20 protein-coding genes are annotated in these 19,989 nt (G+C 70.3%); 9 read left to right on the top strand and 11 right to left on the bottom strand.

Translation table 11 applies throughout. The features are described 5' to 3' along the window. Positions 1-8 precede the first annotated feature (8 nt). The 5 genes from AC1HIL_RS09660 to AC1HIL_RS09680 all read right to left on the bottom strand — a co-directional run bounded on the left by AC1HIL_RS09660 (position 9) and on the right by AC1HIL_RS09680 (position 3,626). The gene (locus AC1HIL_RS09660) at positions 9-656 is read right to left on the bottom strand and encodes a histidine phosphatase family protein (RefSeq protein WP_057591111.1); all 648 of its coding nucleotides are present in this window, start codon (positions 654-656) and stop codon (positions 9-11) included. A 63-nt stretch (positions 657-719) separates the two neighbouring features. Further along, on the bottom strand, positions 720-1,355 hold the full coding sequence (locus AC1HIL_RS09665; protein ID WP_296741857.1) for a DUF4136 domain-containing protein: 636 nt from the start codon (positions 1,353-1,355) through the stop codon (positions 720-722). Positions 1,356-1,401: 46 nt separating this feature from the next. Further along, positions 1,402-2,346 carry a tRNA 2-thiocytidine(32) synthetase TtcA gene (gene ttcA / locus AC1HIL_RS09670; RefSeq protein WP_057591109.1) on the bottom strand — a complete coding sequence of 315 codons (945 nt, stop codon included), beginning with the start codon at positions 2,344-2,346 and terminating at the stop codon, positions 1,402-1,404. A gap of 58 nt (positions 2,347-2,404) precedes the next feature. Beyond that, on the bottom strand, positions 2,405-2,782 hold the full coding sequence (locus tag AC1HIL_RS09675; RefSeq protein WP_057591108.1) for a dihydroneopterin aldolase: 378 nt from the start codon (positions 2,780-2,782) through the stop codon (positions 2,405-2,407). Between the two features lie 43 nt (positions 2,783-2,825). Further along, complete coding sequence (locus tag AC1HIL_RS09680; RefSeq protein ID WP_057591107.1) at positions 2,826-3,626, bottom strand: SDR family oxidoreductase; 801 nt, start codon at positions 3,624-3,626, stop codon at positions 2,826-2,828. Between the two features lie 21 nt (positions 3,627-3,647). Between AC1HIL_RS09680 and AC1HIL_RS09685 the strand changes: the two genes are divergently transcribed. From AC1HIL_RS09685 to AC1HIL_RS09705, 5 genes are all read left to right on the top strand, one after another. Then, positions 3,648-4,781, top strand: coding sequence for a class I SAM-dependent methyltransferase (locus AC1HIL_RS09685; protein ID WP_057591106.1), 1,134 nt, complete (start codon positions 3,648-3,650; stop codon positions 4,779-4,781). A 708-nt stretch (positions 4,782-5,489) separates the two neighbouring features. Further along, on the top strand, positions 5,490-6,371 hold the full coding sequence (locus tag AC1HIL_RS09690; protein WP_479671691.1) for a TauD/TfdA dioxygenase family protein: 882 nt from the start codon (positions 5,490-5,492) through the stop codon (positions 6,369-6,371). A gap of 100 nt (positions 6,372-6,471) precedes the next feature. Continuing rightward, positions 6,472-7,482: an ABC transporter substrate-binding protein gene (locus tag AC1HIL_RS09695; protein WP_479671692.1), complete on the top strand. Its 1,011-nt coding sequence runs from the start codon at positions 6,472-6,474 to the stop codon at positions 7,480-7,482. Next, positions 7,482-8,387, top strand: coding sequence for an ABC transporter ATP-binding protein (locus AC1HIL_RS09700; protein WP_479671693.1), 906 nt, complete (start codon positions 7,482-7,484; stop codon positions 8,385-8,387). The genes AC1HIL_RS09695 and AC1HIL_RS09700 overlap by 1 nt, the downstream gene beginning before the upstream one ends. Continuing rightward, a complete protein-coding gene (locus tag AC1HIL_RS09705; RefSeq protein ID WP_479671694.1) occupies positions 8,384-9,253 on the top strand; it encodes an ABC transporter permease in 870 nt (289 codons plus the stop codon). The genes AC1HIL_RS09700 and AC1HIL_RS09705 overlap by 4 nt, the downstream gene beginning before the upstream one ends. Before the next feature lie 6 nt (positions 9,254-9,259). On the opposite strand, the gene AC1HIL_RS09710 is transcribed toward AC1HIL_RS09705, so the two are convergent. After that, on the bottom strand, positions 9,260-9,658 hold the full coding sequence (locus tag AC1HIL_RS09710) for a DUF5329 family protein (protein WP_057596563.1): 399 nt from the start codon (positions 9,656-9,658) through the stop codon (positions 9,260-9,262). Positions 9,659-9,813: 155 nt separating this feature from the next. Here AC1HIL_RS09710 and hisN point away from each other — a divergent pair, with 155 nt between their 5' ends. From hisN to AC1HIL_RS09725, 3 genes are read left to right on the top strand one after another with little or no spacing between them, the layout of a single operon-like run. Further along, the gene (gene hisN / locus AC1HIL_RS09715) at positions 9,814-10,590 is read left to right on the top strand and encodes a histidinol-phosphatase (RefSeq protein WP_413764464.1); all 777 of its coding nucleotides are present in this window, start codon (positions 9,814-9,816) and stop codon (positions 10,588-10,590) included. A gap of 9 nt (positions 10,591-10,599) precedes the next feature. Beyond that, positions 10,600-10,794, top strand: coding sequence for a DUF2905 domain-containing protein (locus tag AC1HIL_RS09720; protein WP_057596561.1), 195 nt, complete (start codon positions 10,600-10,602; stop codon positions 10,792-10,794). A 32-nt stretch (positions 10,795-10,826) separates the two neighbouring features. Further along, the gene (locus AC1HIL_RS09725) at positions 10,827-11,753 is read left to right on the top strand and encodes an ROK family protein (RefSeq protein WP_057596560.1); all 927 of its coding nucleotides are present in this window, start codon (positions 10,827-10,829) and stop codon (positions 11,751-11,753) included. Between the two features lies 1 nt (position 11,754). Here AC1HIL_RS09725 and AC1HIL_RS09730 read toward each other — a convergent pair whose 3' ends face one another. Further along, the gene (locus AC1HIL_RS09730; RefSeq protein WP_479672479.1) at positions 11,755-13,218 is read right to left on the bottom strand and encodes an aminotransferase-like domain-containing protein; all 1,464 of its coding nucleotides are present in this window, start codon (positions 13,216-13,218) and stop codon (positions 11,755-11,757) included. Between the two features lie 199 nt (positions 13,219-13,417). On the opposite strand from AC1HIL_RS09730, the gene AC1HIL_RS09735 reads away from it, so the two are divergent. Then, complete coding sequence (locus AC1HIL_RS09735) at positions 13,418-13,795, top strand: hypothetical protein (RefSeq protein ID WP_422097985.1); 378 nt, start codon at positions 13,418-13,420, stop codon at positions 13,793-13,795. A 9-nt stretch (positions 13,796-13,804) separates the two neighbouring features. Here AC1HIL_RS09735 and otsA read toward each other — a convergent pair whose 3' ends face one another. The 4 genes from otsA to AC1HIL_RS09755 form a co-directional block, all read right to left on the bottom strand. Continuing rightward, entirely contained in the window at positions 13,805-15,190 is a 1,386-nt protein-coding gene (gene otsA / locus AC1HIL_RS09740; RefSeq protein ID WP_057596558.1) for an alpha,alpha-trehalose-phosphate synthase (UDP-forming), read from the bottom strand. Continuing rightward, positions 15,187-17,151, bottom strand: coding sequence for a glycoside hydrolase family 15 protein (locus AC1HIL_RS09745; RefSeq protein ID WP_172705435.1), 1,965 nt, complete (start codon positions 17,149-17,151; stop codon positions 15,187-15,189). Before AC1HIL_RS09745 ends, otsA begins: the two co-directional genes overlap by 4 nt. Positions 17,152-17,222: 71 nt before the next feature. Beyond that, on the bottom strand, positions 17,223-18,023 hold the full coding sequence (otsB, locus tag AC1HIL_RS09750) for a trehalose-phosphatase (protein WP_057596557.1): 801 nt from the start codon (positions 18,021-18,023) through the stop codon (positions 17,223-17,225). A 90-nt stretch (positions 18,024-18,113) separates the two neighbouring features. After that, positions 18,114-19,961 carry an ATP-binding response regulator gene (locus AC1HIL_RS09755; RefSeq protein WP_422097984.1) on the bottom strand — a complete coding sequence of 616 codons (1,848 nt, stop codon included), beginning with the start codon at positions 19,959-19,961 and terminating at the stop codon, positions 18,114-18,116. Positions 19,962-19,989 lie beyond the last annotated feature (28 nt).

Below are 19,989 nucleotides of genomic sequence, written 5' to 3' on the forward strand. Positions count from 1 at the left end.
GCACTGAGCTAGTTGGCGAACTCGTCGCGCGGCCCGCCCTCGGCCGCGAGGTGCGAGATGTCGCTCCAGCCCACGAGGCTGAAGCCCTCGCTGCTCCACAGCATGCGGTTGATGGCCGCGTTGCCGAGCTGCCAGGTGCGCGGCGCCTGCAGCTCCTGGCGCGTGGCGGCGCGGTAGAGCACGTCCATCACGCCGCCGTGCGCGACCAGCGCCACCAACTCGCCCGTGTGGCGCGAGGCCAGGTCGGCGGCCACGCGCGTGATGCGCTCGCGGAACACCAGCAGGCTCTCGCCGCCCTCGGGTTCGAACTCGGGATCGCGCTCGCGCCAGCGCCTGGCCTGTTCGGGCAGCTCGGCCTCGATCTCGGCGAAGCTCATGCCCTCGAAGCGGCCGAAGGCGCGCTCGCGCAGGCCGGGCTCGGGCCGGACCTCGAGGCCGTGCGGCCTGGCGATCTCGAGCGCGGTCTGCCAGGCGCGCGAGAGGTCGCTCGCATAGATGGCGGCCAGCGGCTCGTCGGCCAGCGCCTGGCCCACGCGCTGGGCCTGCCAGACGCCGGTGGGATTGAGCCCGATGTCGAGCTGGCCCTGGATGCGCGTGTCGACGTTCCAGGCGGTTTCGCCATGGCGAACGGCGATCAGGCGGGTGAGGTCTTCCATGGTCGAAATTCTAGGAGGGCGGCATTTCGGATCGTGCCGCCGCTCCAGGCCCGAGGCGGGCCCTTACTGTTGCTTCTTCGCCGTGGGCAGCTCGATGTTGACGCGCCGCACGCCCTCGGGCGGCTTCGGGAAGCCCTGCAGCGCGGCCTGGAACATCACCGGCAGCACCGCCGCGCTCGAGGTGTAGGGGCCGTCGTTGCGCGCGCGGGTCTCGTAGACCACGCGGTTGCTGCCGAGCTCGCGCAGCACCACGCCGACCTCGCGCTCGTACCAGGGGTTGGAGGCCTGCGGGATCATCGGCGCGCCATACCAGCCGCCGCCGTACCAGCGCCGGCCGTAGCCGTAGGGGCCGTAGCCATAGCCGTAGCCGAAGGGGCCGTCCCAGAGCCAGGGGTCGGCCCAGGGCGACAGCGTGGTGGTCACGCGGGCGCTGATTTGCGCCGTGTAGCGCGGGTTGGCGTCGTCGCGGCGCAGGCCGACCTGCTCGAGCGCGGCGGCGGCCATCGCCTCGAGCGAGGCCTGGCGCTCGCCGTTGGCCTGCTGCGAGGGCAGGCGCTCGAAGCGGTAGGTGGCGCCGGCGGGAACGGTGTCGATGGCGGAGAAGCTCTTCACGTCGCTGTCGACCACCCAGGAGGTGGCGCAGCCGGACAGGGTTGCTACCAAAAGGAGAGCGGGAAGAGCAGAGAAGGCGCGTTTCATGAGGGTCTCCGGGCCGGTGGGCCCAAAATTCCCCTGGGTAGCCGGATCAGCCCTGGACGATGCGCAGGGCGGCGGGTGCCTGGGAGAGCGGGTCGAAGGAGGGCGTGTCGAAGGCCTTGTCGCCGTTCTCGTCGGCCACGCCCGTCGGCTTCAGACCCTTGAAGTCGTGCAGCGTTCCGTCGAGCAGGTGCGAAGGCACCACGTTCTGCATCGCGCTGAACATGTTCTCGATGCGCCCCGGGTACTTGCGCTCCCATTCGCGCAGCATCTCGCCGACCTGCTTGCGCTGCAGGTTCTCCTGGCTGCCGCACAGCGTGCACGGAATGATCGGGAACTCGCGGTGCTGGGCCCAGCGCACCAGGTCCTTCTCGGCCACGTAGGCCAGCGGCCGGATCACCACGTGGCGGCCGTCGTCGCTCACCAGCTTCGGCGGCATGCTCTTGAGCTTGGCCGCGAAGAACATGTTGAGGAAGAAGGTCTGCAGCATGTCGTCGCGGTGGTGGCCCAGCGCGACCTTGGTGGCGCCCAGCTCGTCGGCCACGCGGTAGAGGATGCCGCGGCGCAGCCGGCTGCACAGGCCGCAGGTGGTCTTGCCCTCGGGGATCACGCGCTTGACGATGCTGTAGGTGTCCTGGTTCTCGATGTGGAAGGCCACGCCGAGATCGCTCAGGTACTTCGGCAGCACTTCCTCGGGGAAGCCGGGCTGCTTCTGGTCGAGGTTGACCGCGACGATGTCGAAGTGGATAGGGGCGCGGGCCTTGAGCTTGAGCAGGATGTCGAGCAGGCCGTAGCTGTCCTTGCCGCCCGACACGCAGACCATGACCTTGTCGCCTTCCTCGATCATGTTGTAGTCGACGATGGCGCGGCCCACCTCGCGGCACAGGCGTTTCTCGAGCTTGTGCGTTTCGCGCTCGATCTTCATCGAGTTGGCGGGCGGGGGCGAGGCGGAGGCGTCGGCGACGGGCGCCTCGTCGATCCAGACGGCGTTCATGGCAAAAGGGCTGCCCGGGGCAGCAAAAAACGGGGGAAGGGGGCGATTTTGCCCCGGATCACCATTCCCCGGCTTCGATGCGGATCGCGACCTCGCAGTCCTCGAAGATCTCGAGCTTGGCGATCTTCACGCGCACGCCCAGCACGCCGGGCAGCTGCAGCAGGCGCTGCGCGAGCTTGCCGATCAGGCTTTCGAGCAGGTTCACGTGCTCGGCCGTGCACTCGTCGATGATGATCCGGCGCACCTTGCGGTAGTCGAGCACGTGGAAGATGTCGTCGTCCTTGGGCAGCAGCGGCTGCGGGCCGAGGTTGAGCTCGGCATCGACCTGGATCGGCTGCGGCGCGACCTTTTCCTGCTCGAGGATGCCGAGGTTGGCGTCGAAGCGCAGGCCGTTGAGGGTGAGCGTCTGGCGCCCGAGGGGGGTGGTGGGTGACATCGGGTGGGGCTCGAAAAAGGGGGCCGCGGGCGGCGGGTTCAGCTCACATGTGCGAGAAATCGCGCTCGAACTTCATCAGGTGCTGGCCGCCGTCCACCAGCAGCGTGGTGCCGGTGATCGAGCCGTTCTCGAGCGCGAAGCGCACGGTGGCGGCCACGTCGGCCGGCGTGGACGAGCGCCCCAGCGGCGACAGCTTGTGCAGCTGCGCGAACTTGTCGTCGTCGTGCATGTGGCTCGGCAGCGTGAGGCCGGGCGCCACGCCCACCACGCGCACGCGCGGCGCGAGAGCCAGCGCCAGCATCGGCGTGGCGGCCTCGAGCGCGGCCTTGGAGAGCGTGTAGCTGAGGAAATCGGGGTTGGTGTTCCACAGCTTCTGGTCGAGCATGTGGACCACCGCGCCGGTGAGCGTGCCTTCTGGATCGCGTTGCGCGAGGTGCGCGTGCAGCGCCTGCGCCAGCACGATCGCGGCCCCCGTGTTGCCGCGCGCATGGCGGTCCATCAGCGCGTAGCTGAAGCTGGCCGCGTCGTCGTGCTCGAACAGCGCGGCGCTGTGCACCACCGCGTCGACCCGGCCGAAGTGCGCCGCCACCTGCGGCAGCAGCGCGCGCGTGGCGGCCTCGTCGAGCAGGTCGGCGCCGAAGGCATGGGCCTCGCCCGCGAGCGCGGCGCAGTCGGCCACCGTCTGCTCGGCCTCGGCGCGCGACTGGCGGAAATGCACCGCCACGCGCCAGCCGCCCGCGGCCAGCGCCAGCGCGATCTCGCGCCCCAGCCGCTTGCCCGCGCCCGTGACGAGGACGGTGCGGCGCTCGGGTGGCGTGGCGGTGGAGGAGGGCGCGGCGCTCATGCGGAAGGTGGGGGTTGGAGGATGCGAGGAGAATCGGTGCCCGTGACGACACAGACCCACAGCAGTTTACCCATCGCCCTCGACACCCTGATCGCCCGTGCCGTCGAGCGCGCCGGCGGCTGGATCGGCTTCGACCGCTTCATGGCGCTCGCGCTCTATGCGCCGGGCCTCGGCTACTACGCCAACAGCCTCGCCAAGTTCGGCCAGATGCCCGAATCGGGCAGCGACTTCGTGACCGCGCCCGAACTCACCCCGCTGTTCGGCCGCGCGCTGGCCGCGCAGCTGGCCGAGGCGCTCGAGAAGACCGGCACCGCCACGGTGTGGGAATTCGGCGCCGGCTCGGGCGCGCTCGCCGCCCAGTTGCTCGATGCGCTCGATGCCCTGGGCCGCGGCGACGTGAACTACCGCATCGTCGACCTCTCGGGCACCCTGCGCGCGCGCCAGCAGCAGGCCTTGGCGCGCTTCGGCGACCGCGTCGAATGGCGGCTCGAGCTGCCCGCGGCGATGCAGGGCGTGGTGGTCGGCAACGAGGTGCTCGACGCGATGCCGGTGCAACTGCTCGCGCGCCACGGCGGGCGCTGGTTCGAGCGCGGCGTGGTGCGCAATGCGGCCGGCGACGGCTGGGCCTGGGCCGACCGCGAGACCGAGCTGAGGCCGCCGGTCGAGGTGCCGGGCGAGCACGACTACCTGACGGAGATCCATCCCCAGGCCAAGGCCTTCGTCGCGACGCTGGCGGACCGGCTCGAGCGCGGGGCCGCCTTCTTGATCGACTACGGCTTTCCCGAGAGCGAGTACTACCACCCGCAGCGGCACATGGGGACGGTGATGTGCCATCGGGCGCATCTCTCGGATGGGGATCCGCTGTCCGACGTGGGGCTGAAGGACATCACTGCTCACGTTGACTTCACGGGGGTGGCGTTGGCTGGGCAGGAGGCGGGGCTTGCCGTGCTGGGATATGCGAGTCAGGCGCGCTTTCTGTTGAACTGCGGGCTGGTTTCGTTGATGGAGACGGCTTCCGTGGGGGAGAGGGCCATGGGTGCTCGGCTGGTGCATGAGCATGAGATGGGGGAGCTGTTCAAGGTAGTGGGGTTTGCTGTGGGTGATGCTTGGGAGGCGCTTGGGTTTGTTGAGGGGGATCGGAGTCATACGCTCTGATCTTTTTTGAAGACGTGCTTTTGTTGAGGCTGTAGGCCGGGACTCGCCCCGGCGGGCGACTCACTTTTCTTGTCTCGCCAAGAAAAGTAAGCAAAAGAAGGCGACCCCACTGTCTGCGACCCGCAGCGAAGCTGCGGGCAACCTGCGGTGCTCGCGTTTCGCGGGGTCTCGCAGAACTCGCTTCGCTCAAACAGCTGCGAGCCCTTATCCGCGAAACGCTGCGCTCCTCGGCGCAGCCAGAGGGGGTGGGTCGGGCCATCGCTGCGCTCGGCCCAGCAGACCCTTCGGGCCTTCGCTTCGCTCGGCCTCGAAAGAAGACCCGGAGCGGAAGCATTCCTGCACCCCACACAAGGACGCGCCATGGCGCGTTGACCCTCATCCCCTCTGGCTGTGCCGAGGAGCGCAGGGGAAAGCGGGATAAGGGCCGCAGCTGTCTGAGCGCAACGAAGTGGAGCGAGTTCTGCGGACTCCCGCTTTCCCCGAGCACCGCAGGTTGCCCGTAGCGAAGCGAAGGGACACAGACAGCGGGGTCGCCTTCTCTTTGGTTACTTTCTCTTGGCGAGACAAGAGAAAGTGACTCGCCCGCCGGGGCGAGACCCGGCCGACAGCCTCACCAGAGAGAGCCAAAGAAAAAACGCCCCAGACAGTCATAAGCATTCAACGAAGAGTTCGTTGCCCAACCCCCCATCCCCGCCTACATTGCGGCACATGAGCCAAGTCCTCGTCCCCGAGCGCACCCAATCCTTCGAGATCCGCCCCTTCCCCGCCCCCGTAGGCGCCGAAATCGTCGGCCTCGACATCGCGCGCCCCATCCCGGGAGAAGACTTCGCCCGCATCCACCGCGCCCACCTCGACCACCACGTCCTGGTCTTCCGCAACCAGCAGATCACCCCCCAGCAGCACATCGACTTCAGCCGCCGCTTCGGCCCGCTCGAGATCCACGTCCTGCACCAGTTCCAGCTCGAGAACCACCCCGAGATCCTCATCGTCTCCAACATCAAGGAGAACGGCGAGCCCATCGGCCTCGGCGACGCGGGCGTCTACTGGCATTCCGACATCTCCTACAAGCCCAAGCCCAGCCTCGGCTCGTTGCTTCACGCGCAGGAACTGCCCAGCGAGGGCGGCGACACGCTGTTCGCCGATCAGCATTTGGCCTGGGAAGCACTGCCGACTGAACTGCAGCAGCGCATCCTCCCGCTCAAGGCCGAGCACAGCTACCTCGCCAAGTACGAGGAACTGCGCGCCAGGAACCCGTGGCGGCCCAAGCTCTCGCAGGCGCAGATCGACCAGGTCGCGCCCGCGGTGCAGCCGGTGGTGCGCACGCATCCCGAGACCGGGCGCAAGGCGCTGTTCGTCAGCGAGCACTTCACCACCCGCATCGTCGGCCTGCCCAAGGAAGAAAGCGATGAACTCCTGTCCGAGCTGTTCGCGCACAGCGTGAAGCCCGAATTCGTCTACCGCCACCAATGGGCGCCCCACGACCTCGTGTTCTGGGACAACCGCTCGCTGATGCACCTGGCGGCGGGCACGCCCGACCACCTGCGCCGCCGGCTCAACCGCACCACCATCGTGGGCGACGAGCCCCGATAGACCGACCACCTCCGCAGACGAACGTCCTCGACGGACCGGCGACGCCGGGTCCGCGCGGAGCGCTGCACCCCGAATTTCTTCCCCTGGAGTCCTTCCCGCCATGAACCGCTTCACCCGCCAGGCCACATCCCTCGTCGCCGGCCTCGGCCTGCTGGCCGGCAGCCTCGCCGCGCACGCCGAGGGCCAGATCCGCATCGCCGAGCAGTTCGGCATCGTCTACCTGCTGCTCAACGTGGCGCAGGACCAGAAGCTGATCGAGAAGCACGCGAAGGCCGCGGGCGTCGACGCCAAGGTCGAATGGGTCAAGCTCTCGGGCGGCTCGGCGGTCAACGACGCGCTACTGTCGGGCAACATCGAGATCGCGGGCGCGGGCGTCGGCCCGCTGCTCACGCTGTGGGACCGCACCAAGGGCAAGCAGAACGTCAAGGGCGTGGCCTCGCTGGGTAACTTCCCCTACTACCTGGTGAGCAACAACCCGAACGTGAAGACCATCGCCGACTTCACGGACAAGGACCGCATCGCGCTGCCCGCGGTCGGCGTGTCGGTGCAGTCGCGCGTGCTGCAGTTCGCCTCGGCCAAGCTCTGGGGCGACAAGGAATTCAACAAGCTCGACAAGATCAGCGTGGCGCTGCCGCATCCCGACGCGGCCGCGGCCATCATCAAGGGCGGCACCGAGATCACGGCCCACTTCGGCAACCCGCCGTTCCAGGAGCAGGAGCTCGCGGGCAACCCCGCGGCGCACATCGTGCTGAACTCCTACCAGGTGCTGGGCGGCCCCTCGTCGGCCACGGTGCTCTACGCCACCGAGAAATTCCGCAACGAGAACCCGAAGACCTACAAGGCCTTCATCGACGCGCTCGACGAGGCCGCGAAGTTCGTCAGCGCCAATCCCGAGAAGGCGGCCGACATCTACCTCAAGGTCAGCAACGCCAAGCTCGACCGCGAGCTGCTGCTGAAGATCATCAGGAACCCCGAGGTGCAGTTCAAGACCACGCCGCAGAACACCTACGCGCTGGCCGACTTCATGCACCGCGTGGGCGCGATCAGGAACAAGCCGGCCTCGGTGAAGGACTACTTCTTCGACGACGCGCACAACGCCTCGGGCAACTGATGACGAGCACGGCGGCGGTGCTGGATTCGCGGGCCGATGCCCTGGCCCACCGGCAGCGGGTGGCGCCCGCGGCCGGGTCCTCCTTCCCGGAGCTGGCACGCGAGGAGGCGCGCGCGCGGGAGGCCGCGGCGCCGCTGCTGCAGGTCGACGGCGTCAGCCTCGAGTACCGCACGCCCGAGCGCGTGGTGCGCGCCACGCACCGCGTGAGCTTCGACGTGCACCAGGCCGACCGCTTCGTGCTGCTCGGTCCCTCGGGCTGCGGCAAGTCGACTCTGCTGAAATCGGTCGCGGGCTTCATCGCGCCGGTCGAGGGCGAGATCCGGCTGGCCGGCGAGCGCGTGCTGCGGCCCGGGCCCGACCGCATCGTGGTGTTCCAGGAGTTCGACCAGCTGCCGCCGTGGAAGACCGTCCGGCAGAACGTGATGTTCCCGCTGCTGGCCTCGCGCACGCTGGGCCGCAAGGAGGCGGCCGAGCGCGCGCTGCACTACCTCGACAAGGTGGGCCTCTCGAAATTCGCCGACGTGCATCCGCACCAGCTCTCGGGCGGCATGAAGCAGCGCGTGGCGATCGCGCGCGCGCTCGCGATGCAGCCGCGCGTGCTGCTGATGGACGAGCCCTTCGCCGCGCTCGACGCGCTCACGCGCCGGCGCATGCAGCAGGAGCTGCTGGCGCTGTGGGACGAGGTGCGCTTCACGCTGCTGTTCGTCACCCATTCGATCGAGGAGGCGCTGGTGGTGGGCAACCGCATCGCGCTGCTGTCGCCGCATCCCGGGCGCATGCGCGCCGAGATCAACAGCCACGGCTTCACGCTCGACAGCCTCGGCGGCACCGAGTTCCAGCAGACCGCGAAACGCATCCACGACATGCTGTTCGACGAAGCACACGACACCGAGGCCGGCCGATGAGCGCGATCCTTCCCCCCGTGCGCCCCGAGTACGAGCGCACGCTCGAGCCCTTCACCGCGCTGCCGGTCGAGCGCCGGCTGCCGCTGGGCGCGCGCCTGGCCTCGCAGGCCTGGCTGCGCAAGGGCCTGATCCTGGTCGCGATCGCGCTGCTGTGGGAACTGGCGGCGCGCTGGCAGGACAACGACCTGCTGCTGCCCACCTTCAGCGCCACCGCGCGTGCGCTGGTCGAGGGCCTGGCCAGCGGCGAGCTGCTCGAGAAGGTGCGCATCTCGCTCGCGGTGCTGGTGCAGGGCTATCTCGCGGGCGTGGCGCTGGCCTTCGCGCTGACCACGCTCGCGGTCTCCACGCGCATCGGCCGCGACCTGCTGGACACGCTGACCTCGATGTTCAACCCGCTGCCCGCGATCGCGCTGCTGCCGCTGGCGCTGCTGTGGTTCGGCCTGGGGCGCAGCAGCCTGGTGTTCGTGCTGATCCACTCGGTGCTGTGGCCGCTGGCGCTCAACACCTACGCGGGCTTCCAGGGCGTGCCCGAGACCCTGCGCATGGCCGGGCGCAACTACGGCCTCACGGGCCTGCGCTACGTGCTGCAGATCCTGGTGCCGGCGGCGCTGCCGTCGATCCTCTCGGGGCTCAAGATCGGCTGGGCCTTCGCCTGGCGCACGCTGATCGCGGCCGAGCTGGTGTTCGGCGCCTCCTCGGGCAAGGGCGGGCTGGGCTGGTACATCTTCCAGAACCGCAACGAGCTCTACACCGACCGCGTGTTCGCGGGCCTGGTGCTGGTGGTGCTGATCGGTCTGCTGGTGGAAAGCCTGGGCTTCAAGACGCTCGAGCGCCTGACGGTGCGCAAGTGGGGCCAGCAGCGCTGACGCGCTTCAGCCGGCCTTGCCGGTCTTCTTCGCGTCCTCGCGCAGGCTGCGCAGCTCGGCGCGCAGGAACTCGTTCGATTCCCTGACCACGCCGTTGGTGAGCTTCACGCGGTAGGCCTGGCCGGTCATCTCCGAGCGCGTGGCGCAGCGCTCGATGAAGTCCTCGGCGGTCACGATCTCCTTTTTGAAGTGCTCGTACTTGGCCTGCATGTGCTTGGCGGCGTCGGCGGCGTTGTACTCGCTGCCGTTGCGCAGGAAGGTCATCGAACCCATCTTCGCCACGCGCTGGATCAGCGTGTCGATCAGCCGGTGCTCCGATTCCGACGGGGTGGCGTGGGCGAGGGCGGCGGCGGTGCCGAGCAGGGCCGCGAGCAGCGCGCGGCGCAGGGGCTGGAAGCTGGTCATGTCGTCTCCGCTTGGCAATTTTCGGACCATGCTAGGACGCGGTGCGGCGGCGGTCAAACCCCGGGCCGATCCAAGTTCGGCCTGGACCCCGGCGCAAGGTCGGGTCTAATCCGGGGTCCGCGGCAACCCCGCCGCCTTGCCCGCAGTCCTTCGCCATGAGCACTTCCAACGCCGATCTCCCGAGCCTCGCGCAGGCGCTGGCCGACGCCGCCGCCGCCCAGTCGATGCGCCATTTCCGTACCCCGCTGGACATCATCACCAAGGCCGACGAAAGCCCGGTCACGCTGGCCGACCGCGCGGCCGAGAGCGCCATGCGCGAGCTGCTCGCGCAGCGCGCGCCGGCCGACGGCATCTACGGCGAGGAACACGGCGCCGAGCGCCTCGAGGCCGAGCGCGTCTGGGTGCTCGACCCGATCGACGGCACCCGCAGCTTCATCACCGGCTCGCCGCTGTGGGGCACGCTGATCGGCGTGCTGCAGGGCGAGCGCGTGGTGTTCGGCATGGTCGACATGCCGGTGCTCAAGGAACGCTGGGTCGGCCAGGCCGGCGTGGGCGCCACGCGCGACGGCCAGCCGGTGCACGCGAGCGCCTGCGGCGAGGTCGCCAAGGCGCGCATCGTCACCACCTCGCCCGACATCTTCGCGCCCGCCGACTGGCAGGCCTTCGACCGGCTGAGCCGCCAGTGCGCGATGCGCCGCTTCGGCGGCGACTGCTACGGCTATGCCCAGCTCGCGGGCGGCACCATCGACCTGGTGGTCGAGACCGGCCTGCAGCCCTACGACTACCTCGGCCCGGCCGGCCTGATCGAGGCCGCGGGCGGCGTGATCACCGACTGGGAGGGCCGGCCGCTGGGGCTCCAGTCCGACGGCCGCGTGATCGCGGCGGCCACACCCGAACTTCACCGACAAGCGCTGGCCGTCCTGCGGGGCTAGACTGGTTTCATGCTTCGCTGGCTGATCGTCGTCGTCCTGGCGCTGGTGCTCATGAGCGGCCTGACCGCCTGGCTGCGCCGCTTCGGCTTCGGGCGATTGCCCGGCGATTTCGAGTTCCGCGCCTTCGGCCGCGAATGGCAGCTGCCGATCGCGAGCACGGTGGTGCTCAGCATGCTGGCCGCGCTGGTGGCCCGGCTGCTGTAGGCGTTTCGCCCCTGAAAGAGAAGACAACCGCAATGAGAGCCTGCGTCGACATCGGCGGCACCAAGGTGGCCGTGAGCCTTTCCACCTCGAGCGACGCGCCGCTGATCGGCCGGCGCAGCGAGCCGACCGCGAAGACCGGCGACAACGATGCCGTGGCACGGCAGATCATCCGCATGATCGATGCCGTCTGTGCCGAGCAGCACATCGATCCCGCGAGCATCGACCGCGTGGGCGTGTCCTCGGCCGGCCCCTTCGAGCTGCGCGAGGGCAAGGTCGAACTCGCCACGCCCAACATCTGCGGCGGCATCGCGGGCCCCGCGCGTGGCCTGCCCAACGACTGGATGACGGCACAGGTCGAGGCGCCGCTCGCGCAGCGCTACGGCTGGGTGCGGGTCGAGAACGACGCCGTGGCCGCGCTCGAGGCCGAGCGCCACTGGGGCGCGCTGCAGGGCTTCGACCATTGCGCCTACGTCACCTGGAGCACCGGCGTGGGCGTGGGCCTGTGCGTGGACGGCCGCGCGCTGCGCGGCAAGAACGGCAACGCGGGCCATGCGGGCCACAGCTTCGTGGTCGACGACGGCAGCGGCGCGCTCTGCGGCTGCGGCAACATCGGCGACGTCGAGGCGCTGGTGGCCGGCAACTCCATCGACCGCCGCTTCGGCCAGCCCGCGCCCGACCTGTTCGCCGCCGCCTCGGCCGGCGAGCGGCATGCGCTCGAGGTGGTCGACGCGCTCAGCCGCGTCATGGGCCGCATGCTCTACAACCTGGTCGCCACGCTCGACCTGCAGCGCATCAGCCTCGGCGGCAGCGTGTTCTGGCACCACCGCGATTTCCTGCTGCCGCGGCTGCAGGCGCAGATCGACGGCCGGCTGCCGCCGCTGACGCGCGGCGTCGAACTCGTGCCCGCGGGCCTCGGCGACAAGGTCGGCGACTACGCCGCGCTCGCGCTGCTCGATTGAATCAGGCCTTCGGGCGCGGTGCCTCGCGCGCGCGGCACCGCGCCGCGAGTTCGCCCAGCCGCTTCAGGCCCGCGTCGACGGCCGGCGAATAAGGCCAGCCGCAGTTGATGCGCAGGTAGTGGTCGAAGCGCCCCGAGTTCGAGAACTGCGCGCCCGGCGACACCAGCATGTGCTCGCGCAGCGCCGCCTCGAACACCTCGACCGAGGAGCGCTGCTCGGGCAGCTCCACCCACAGCTGCAGCCCGCCGCGCGGCAGGTTCAGCCGCGTGCCGGGCGGGAAGTACTTCGCGATGGCATCGGCCGTCTGGTCGCGCTGCACGTGCAGGCGTTCGCGCAGGCGGCGCAGGTGGCGGTCGTAGGCGCCGCTGGCGATGAACTCGCCCGCGGCGATCTGCGCCAGCGCCTCGTTGTTGCGCGTCTGCGCGTACTTGAGCATTTCCACCTGCGCATGCCAGCGCCCGGCGGTGATCCAGCCCAGGCGCAGTCCCGGCGCCAGCACCTTGTGCAGCGAGGCGCAATAGATCACGTTGCCCGTGCGGTCCCACGACTTCACCGCGCGCAGCGGCACCTCGGTCTCCACCAGGTCGCTGTAGGTGTCGTCCTCGACCAGCGCGATGCCGTGGCTCTCGCACAGATGCGCCAGGCGCTGCTTGTGCGCATCGGGCATCACGCTGCCGATGGGGTTCTGCAGGTGCGGCACCACCACCACGGCCTTGATGTGGTCGTAGGTGTGGATGGCCAGGTCCAGCGCCTCGATGGAGATGCCGGTCTGCGGGCTGGTCGGGATCTCCAGCGCGCGCATGCCCAGGCTCTCGAGCACCTGCAGCAGCCCGTAGAAGGTGGGCGACTCCACGGCCACCGTGTCGCCGGGCTTGGCGACGGCGCGCAGCGCGAGGTTCAGCGCCTCGATGCAGCCGTTGGTGACGAGCACCTCGTCGGGCGACACCGTCATGCCGATGCGCAGGTTGCGCTGCGCGACGGCCTCGCGGAACTGCTCGTGGCCCTTCTGCGACGAGGCGGTGGTCAGCAGCTCGGGCCGCTGGCGCAGCGCGCGCGTCATGGCGTTGCGCAGCGCTTCGGCGGGGTACAGCTCGGGCGCGGCGCGCGCGATGGCGAAGTTCAGCTTCACGCCCGCATGCCGCCCGCGCGCCATGAAGGTGGCCATGCGGGTGCGCATGCTGACGAACTGCGCCGGGTCCGGCGGCATGTCGGCCACCGGCTCTTCCATCGGCGCGATGGCCATGCGCTGGGGCCGTCGCACGAAATAGCCCGAGCGGTCGCGCGCCTCCACCCAGCCGTCGCTCTCCATCGCGCGGCACAGCTGCAGCGCGGTCGAGAGGCTGATGTCGTGCAGGCGCATCAGGCTGCGCAGCGAGGGCAGCTTGTCGCCCTGCTTGAGCGAGCCGGTGTGGATCGCGTCCACGTAGTGCGCCGCCAGTTGTCGGTAGAGCGGTAGCGAGTCCATGGCCTCGATGCTCGCGCGATCGTTCATTGAAAAACAGATGCAGTTGCGAGGGAAAACGACCATAACAGATGGCCGCCGGCCCTGGCTGTTGCGGTGCGAATCGCGCGGCGGTGTGCCTGTTTTCCGGGCGGGGGAATTCCTACGATCGAAGCGCTTCCAGCCCTTCCTTCACCGATTTCCGAACCCCCGAGGTACCGCCATGATCACCACCCTCTCGCAAGCCCCCGATGCCGTCTTCCTCGAGGCCGGCGACTCCTTCCGCACGGCGGTGGACGCCGGCACCTGGCTGCAGGTGGCCGAGGGGCGCGTGCGGGTGTCGTCGCCGCCGCGCTGGATCGGCGAGGCCGTGTGGACCGCGCACACGGTGCTCGGCGAGGGCGAGATGCATGGCGTGGAGCACGGCGGCTGGATTGAGCTGACGGCGCTGTCGCCGGTGCAGCTGCGCCTTCATGCGCCGGTCGCCGCGGGGCGCCGGCTGCCCACGCGGGCCGAGCCGCCGGCCGAGCCGGTGTCGGCCACCTGGGCCCTGCCGCGGCGGCCGGTGATGCGGCTGATGCAGCTGCTCACCGGCTGGTGAGCGGCCGCCTCAGCGCACGCTGGCCGCCTCGCGCAGCGTCTCGAGGAAGCTGCGCCGCCACCAGTGGATGTCCTGCGCGCGGATGCGCGAGAGCAGCGCCTGGTGCCGTTCGCGGCGTTCCTCCAGCGGCATCTGCAGCGCCTGCTGCACCGTCTCGGCGGTGCCGTGGGTGTCGTAGGGATTGACCAGCAGCGCTTCCTGCATCTGCTCGGCCGCGCCCGCGAAGCGCGACAGCACCAGCACGCCGGGGTCGGCCGGGTCCTGCGCCGCCACGTACTCCTTGGCGACCAGGTTCATGCCGTCGCGCAGCGGCGTCACCAGACCCACGGCCGCGGCGCGGCACAGGCCCGGCACGCGCTTGCGCGCCACCATGCGGTGGATGTAGCGCACCGGCATCCAGTCGAGCTCGCCGTAGTCGCCGTTGATGGCGCCGCACAGCGACTCGAGCTCGCGCCGGATGTCGGCGTAGGCATCGACCGTCTCGCGCGTGGGCGAGGCGATCTGGATCAGGGTGGCGCTGCGCCGGTTCTCGGGGTAGTGGGCCAGCAGCTCGCGGAAGGCGCGCACCCGGTTCGGGATGCCCTTGGAGTAGTCGAGCCGGTCGATGCCCAGCAGCAGCCGGCGCTGCGAGTACTCGCGCTTCATGGTTTCGTACATGTCGCGCGCTTCCTTGGCATGGGTGAGCGCCGCGAACTCGTCGACGTCGATGCCGATCGGGAAGGCCGCCGCGCGCACCGTGTTGCCGTAGGCGCGGTACATCTCTGCGCCCAGGCTCTCGCCCTTGGCCTCGTTGTGCACGTAGTGCTCGAAGTGCTGCACGTCCTGCTGCGCCTGGAAGCCGATCAGGTCGTAGGCGAACAGCGAGCGCATCAGCCACTCGTGCTGCGGGATCGCCGCCAGGATGATCTGCGGCGGCAGCGGGATGTGCAGGAAGAAGCCGATGCGCTGCCTGCAGCCCATGGCGCGCAGCTCGGCCGCCAGCGGGATCAGGTGGTAGTCGTGCACCCAGATGACGTCGTCCTCCTTCAGCAGCGGCATCAGCTTGCGCGCGAACAGCTGGTTCACGCGCCGGTAGCCGCCGATGAAGTTGGCGTCGAAATGGGCCAGATCGAGCCGGTCGTGGAACACCGGCCACAGCACGTCGTTGCTGTAGCCCAGGTAGTAGCTGTCGTGGTCCTCGCGGCTCAGGTCGATGGTGGCCAGCGTGACCTTGCCGGCCTGCTGGCGCCGCAGCTCGCCTTCGCCGGTCGGCCCGTCCTCGACGATCTGGCCGCTCCAGCCGAACCACATGCCGCCCGACTGCTGCAGGCTTTCGCCGAGCGCGACGGCCAGGCCGCCGGCGGCGGGCTTGCGCGGATCGGCCACGCGGTTGGAGATGACGACGAGGCGGCTCATATCGCTGAATCCCAAGGAGCGGACAAGCGCATGGCCGCGTTGATGATGCCGACCATCGAGTAGGTCTGCGGGAAGTTGCCCCACATCTCGCCCGTGACCGGATGCGTGTCCTCGGACAGCAGCCCGAGCGGATTGCGCGCGGCCAGCATGGTCTCGAAGATCTGGCGCGCCTCGGCCTTGCGGCCGATCTTCGCGAGCGCGTCGATGCGCCAGAAGGTGCAGATGTTGAACGCGGTCTCGGGCTTGCCGAAGTCGTCGGCCGCCTCGTAGCGGCGCATGTAGGGACCGTCGCACAGCGTCTTCTCCATCGCGTCGACGGTCGAGACGAAGCGCGGGTCGCGCGCGTCGATCAGCCCCACCTCGGCCATCAGCAGGATGCTGGCGTCGAGCTCGCGGCCGCCGAAGCTCTCGGCGAAGGCCTGGCGCTCCTCGCTCCACGACTTGGCGAGGATCTCCTCGCGCATGCGCGAGGCATGGCCGTGCCAGTAGGCGGCGCGCTCGGCGAAGTTGATGCGCGTGTCCACGGGCTTGCCGGCCGAGGCGGCCTCGGCGCGCGCGTTCTTGTCGAGCGCGCGCGCGATCTTCGCGAGCCGGTCGCAGGCGGCCCAGCTCATGAGCGCCGAGCTGGTGTGCACGCGCGCGCGGGTGCGCAGCTCCCACATGCCGGCGTCGGGCGTGCCGTAGACGGCGATCGCGCGCTCGCCCACGGCCTCGAGGTGCGGGAACTCCGCCTCGCCCGCGCGCTGCAGCAGCCGGTGGTCGTGGAAGGCCTGCGCGGCGCCCAGCACGATGTTGCCGTAGACGTCGTGCTGGAAATGCTCCTGCGCCTGGTTGCCCACGCGCACCGGGCCCATGCCGCGGTAGCCGGGCAGGCTCTCGACGAAGGACTCGGGCAGCTCGCGCTCCAGGCCGATGCCGTACAGCGGCTGGATGTGCTCGCCGTGCGATCCGATCACCACGTTGCCGAGCCAGCGCAGGTAGTCCTCCATGGTGCCGACCTCGCTCAGCGAGTTGAGCGCGCGCACCACGAAGAAGGCGTCGCGCAGCCAGCAGTAGCGGTAGTCCCAGTTGCGCTGGCTGTCGGGCGCTTCGGGGATGCTGGTGGTCATCGCGGCGACGATGGCGCCGGTGTCCTCGTAGAGCGACATCTTCAGCGTGATGGCCGCGCGGATCACCGCGTCCTGGTACTCGAAGGGGATCGCGAGCCGCTTGGACCACACGCGCCAGTAGGCGATGGTCTCCTGCTCGAAGCGGCGCGCGGTGTCGGCGATGCCGTCGAGCAGCGTTTCGTCGACGCCGAACATGAAGTTGTATTCGCGCGAGACCACGAAGGGCTGGCGCGAGAGGATGTGCGAGATCGAGGCGTCGGTGTTGAGCCTGAGCGTCACGTCGGGGCCGACGTAGCGGATGTGGTTGCTGCCGCGCGTGACCTCCACCGGCTCCTGCGCGCCCCACTGGAAGCGCGGATCGAGCGCCACGCGCATGCGCGGCGCGCCCGCGATCGGGCGCACGCGGCGCACCAGCATCAGCGGGCGGAAATAGCGCGCGCGGCTGTAGAAGCGCGGCGCGAAGTCGGTGATCTCGATGCCCTGGCCCGCGCTGTCGAACAGCTGGGTACGCAGCACCGCGGTGTTCGGCTCGTACCACTGCTTGGCATGCGCGAAGTCCTCGATCTCGAAGCCCCAGGCCGCCGCGCCCTCGCCCGGATGCAGCAGGGCGTTGAACACCGGGTCGCCGTCGAAGCGCGGCAGGCAGCACCAGACCACGCGCGCGCGCCCGTCGATCAGCGCGCTGAAGGCGCAGTTGCCGATCACGCCGAGGTTGAGCGAGCAGTCGGCCGGGCGCGGGAACTCGCGCGCCTTGGGCGCGGTGGCCGTGCCTTCGTCGACCGGGGCATCGTCGTCGGGACCGGCCGCGCCGGCCACCGATTCGCCGCCGCGGTCCTCGGGGGCCTTGGGCATCTGCCGCGCCTGCGGGTCCTCGTGGCGCGCGGTGGGCACGTCCTGTTGTTTTTCCTGCTGCGGGGTGTCGCTCATCCGGGGTTCCTTGGCGATGCTTCTTCGGGGGCGGGCCGGGGCGCGTTGGCGAGCCGGTCGCGCGCCTGCACCAGCCATTCGTAGACGGCGCGCGGCGACTCGAGCCGGTGCAGCGCCAGGCTCGGACCCGAGCCGACCTTGATGCCGATGCCGCCGCGCGGCTGCACCACGGCGAAGCCGCTCTCGTCGGTGGTGTCGTCGCCCGCGAACACCGGCACGCGGCCCGCGAACGGCGGCTCGTGCATGAAGGCGTCGATGGCGATGCCCTTGTTGACGCCGGCGGGCTTGACCTCGAACACGAACTTGCCGTGCAGCAGCTCGAGCTGCGGCTGGTCGGCGATGGCGCGCGACATGGCGTCGCCGCACACGGCCTCGAGCTGCGGCGCGAGCCGGTAGTGCAGCGCGATGGCCGCGTGCTTGCGCTCGACCAGCAGGCCTTCGTGCACGCGCGCGAGCTCGTTGGCGATCTCGAGCACGGGCACCAGGTCGGGCGGATGCTGCTCCTGCATCGCGCCCTTGGCGTCGCGACGCTGCACGCCGTGCTCGCCGGCGGCCGGCAGGCGCAGGGGCGCGAGGAAGCGGTCGAGCACGTCGATCTGGCGGCCCGACACCACGGCGAGGGCGCCGCCGAGCTGGTCCTTGAGGTCGCCGAGCAGCGCGACCAGGGCGGGGGGGACTTCGATCGCCTCGGGCGTGGCCGCGAGGCCCACCAGGGTGCCGTCGAAATCGAGGAAGAGGGCCGCGTCCCGGCCCAGGGGAGGAGGCAGCGAATCGTTGCTGCGGATGGGATTGGACATCGGGAAAGACCTTAGCACGGCCTCCGCGCGCACCGTGTCGGCCAAAACCGGACGTGCCCCGGGGCCGGGGCCGTGACCCGCGCGAGCGGTTCAGCGTGTGCCGTGGGGCGCGAGTTCGGCCAGCGCGCGCAGCAGCGCCATGGCTTCCACCGGCTTGAACAGCACCGGCACGCCCGAGGCGCGCACGCGCTGCAGCCGCTCGGGCGCGGTCTCGCCGGTCACCAGCATCAGCGGCGCCGCGAGCGCGAAGCGCGCGCGCAGGCGCTGGCCGACGTCGAGGCCGTTGTCGCCGTTGGCGAGCCGGTAGTCGCACAGCAGCGCACGGAAGGGCGCCGGGCCCGAGGCCAGCAGCGCGGCCGCTTCCGCCTCGCCGGCCACGGCCTCCAGGTCGATGCCGTGGGCCCGCAGCAGCTCGGTCATCGCCGCGCGGATCTCGGCGTCGTCGTCGATCAGCAGGATGCGCCCCGGCACCGGCACCGCCGGGGCGGGTACGGCCTCGGCGCGGACGGCCCAGGGCCCGGGGGCGGCCTGCGCGTCGCAGCGCGGCAGCACGAGCCGAAAGCGCGTGCCGCGTCCCACGCGCGAGCGCAGCTGCACCGGATGGCCGAGCAGCCGCGAGAGCCGGCGCACGATGGCCAGGCCGATGCCCAGCCCGTGCGAGCGCTCGCGCCCGGGGTTGTCGACCTGGTAGAACTCCTCGAACACGCGCTCGAGCTGGCCCGGCGCGATGCCGATGCCCGAATCGACCACCTCGATCCACACCGAATCGCCGAGCCCGTCGCCGTTGCGCCGCATGCGCGCGCGCACCGACACGCCGCCGCGCGCCGTGTACTTGAGCGCGTTGTCGAGCAGGTTCGACAGCATGCGGTGCAGCAGCCGCGGATCGCTGCGCACCCACAGGCCGCTCGCGCGCAGCCGCAGCTGCAGCTGGCGCTGCTCGGCCTGCGCCGAGAACATGGGGTTGAGCGCGCGGAACAGGCCGTCGAGCGAGACCGGCTCGAGCACCGGCTCGACCACGCCGGCATCGAGGCGCGAGACGTCGAGCATGGTGTCGAGCGAACTGCCGAGCGCGTTCACCGCGCGCATCAGCCGCTGCGCGTTGCGGCTGCCCGGATGCTCGTTCTCGAGCGCGGCGCCGAACAGCGCAATCGCATGCAGCGGCTGGCGCAGGTCGTGGCTGGCGGTGGCCAGGAAGCGGGTCTTCTCGATGCTCGCGCGCTCGGCCGCGGCGATCTGTTCGCCCAGGCGCGTGGCCAGCGCCTCGTTCTCGAAGCGCAGCACCAGCGAGTCGGTGAGCAGCCGGTGCTGCTGCCGGCCCACGCGCAGCGTGAACAGCAGGTAGGCCAGGCTGAACATCGACAGGAACAGGTGCATGCCGTCGCCCTGCCAGGCCAGCGCGACGATCAGGCTCAGCATCATCGGCAGCGTGTAGCCGTAGAGCGCGGGCTTGAGCGGCCACAGCAGCTGCATGGCGCGCGCGCAGCTGCCGATGATGACGACCGTGAGCACCGAGGTCGCGGACAGGTCGTCGCGCGAGATGAAGAGCCAGGGCGCCGTGGCGGTCGCCAGGCTCACCAGCATGACGGTGCGCGCATGGCGGCGCGCCCACAGCGGGGTTTGCCGCAGCGGCAGGCCGGCGTGCCAGCGCGGCATCAGGAACAGCGCCAGGCCGAGCAGCAGGTGGGCCGCCATCCAGGCCAGGATCCAGGCGCGCGGCGAGGCGATGTACATCGCGGCCCCGAGCGCGGCGCCGAGGCCGAAGTGCACCACGATCGAGGCGTCGTAGGCGCCGTACACCGCGGCCAGGTGCTCGCGCAGCACGCGCAGTGCCAGGTCCTGCGGCACGGCGGCCGCGACCGGCGCCGCGGCGTGCGTGGCGGTCGGGTCCGGCGAGGAGCGGGGGGGCGGGGCGGCGATCACCCGACCCATGCTAGCCATGGCGCGCGGCGTCGGAAGTGCCCTAAGT

It is taken from the genome of Variovorax sp. ISS6 (genome assembly GCF_056523145.1).

Excerpts from the sequence above, each read along its gene's own strand:
- AC1HIL_RS09660 (WP_057591111.1), bottom strand. The coding sequence starts at position 656 with ATGGAAGACCTCACCCGCCTGATCGCCGTTCGCCATGGCGAAACCGCC.
- AC1HIL_RS09665 (WP_296741857.1), bottom strand. The coding sequence starts at position 1,355 with ATGAAACGCGCCTTCTCTGCTCTTCCCGCTCTCCTTTTGGTAGCAACC.
- ttcA (WP_057591109.1), bottom strand. The coding sequence starts at position 2,346 with ATGAACGCCGTCTGGATCGACGAGGCGCCCGTCGCCGACGCCTCCGCC.
- AC1HIL_RS09675 (WP_057591108.1), bottom strand. The coding sequence starts at position 2,782 with ATGTCACCCACCACCCCCCTCGGGCGCCAGACGCTCACCCTCAACGGC.
- AC1HIL_RS09680 (WP_057591107.1), bottom strand. The coding sequence starts at position 3,626 with ATGAGCGCCGCGCCCTCCTCCACCGCCACGCCACCCGAGCGCCGCACC.
- AC1HIL_RS09685 (WP_057591106.1), top strand. The coding sequence starts at position 3,648 with ATGCGAGGAGAATCGGTGCCCGTGACGACACAGACCCACAGCAGTTTA.
- AC1HIL_RS09690 (WP_479671691.1), top strand. The coding sequence starts at position 5,490 with ATGAGCCAAGTCCTCGTCCCCGAGCGCACCCAATCCTTCGAGATCCGC.
- AC1HIL_RS09695 (WP_479671692.1), top strand. The coding sequence starts at position 6,472 with ATGAACCGCTTCACCCGCCAGGCCACATCCCTCGTCGCCGGCCTCGGC.
- AC1HIL_RS09700 (WP_479671693.1), top strand. The coding sequence starts at position 7,482 with ATGACGAGCACGGCGGCGGTGCTGGATTCGCGGGCCGATGCCCTGGCC.
- AC1HIL_RS09705 (WP_479671694.1), top strand. The coding sequence starts at position 8,384 with ATGAGCGCGATCCTTCCCCCCGTGCGCCCCGAGTACGAGCGCACGCTC.
- AC1HIL_RS09710 (WP_057596563.1), bottom strand. The coding sequence starts at position 9,658 with ATGACCAGCTTCCAGCCCCTGCGCCGCGCGCTGCTCGCGGCCCTGCTC.
- hisN (WP_413764464.1), top strand. The coding sequence starts at position 9,814 with ATGAGCACTTCCAACGCCGATCTCCCGAGCCTCGCGCAGGCGCTGGCC.
- AC1HIL_RS09720 (WP_057596561.1), top strand. The coding sequence starts at position 10,600 with ATGCTTCGCTGGCTGATCGTCGTCGTCCTGGCGCTGGTGCTCATGAGC.
- AC1HIL_RS09725 (WP_057596560.1), top strand. The coding sequence starts at position 10,827 with ATGAGAGCCTGCGTCGACATCGGCGGCACCAAGGTGGCCGTGAGCCTT.
- AC1HIL_RS09730 (WP_479672479.1), bottom strand. The coding sequence starts at position 13,218 with ATGGACTCGCTACCGCTCTACCGACAACTGGCGGCGCACTACGTGGAC.
- AC1HIL_RS09735 (WP_422097985.1), top strand. The coding sequence starts at position 13,418 with ATGATCACCACCCTCTCGCAAGCCCCCGATGCCGTCTTCCTCGAGGCC.
- otsA (WP_057596558.1), bottom strand. The coding sequence starts at position 15,190 with ATGAGCCGCCTCGTCGTCATCTCCAACCGCGTGGCCGATCCGCGCAAG.
- AC1HIL_RS09745 (WP_172705435.1), bottom strand. The coding sequence starts at position 17,151 with ATGCCCAAGGCCCCCGAGGACCGCGGCGGCGAATCGGTGGCCGGCGCG.
- otsB (WP_057596557.1), bottom strand. The coding sequence starts at position 18,023 with ATGTCCAATCCCATCCGCAGCAACGATTCGCTGCCTCCTCCCCTGGGC.
- AC1HIL_RS09755 (WP_422097984.1), bottom strand. The coding sequence starts at position 19,961 with ATGGCTAGCATGGGTCGGGTGATCGCCGCCCCGCCCCCCCGCTCCTCG.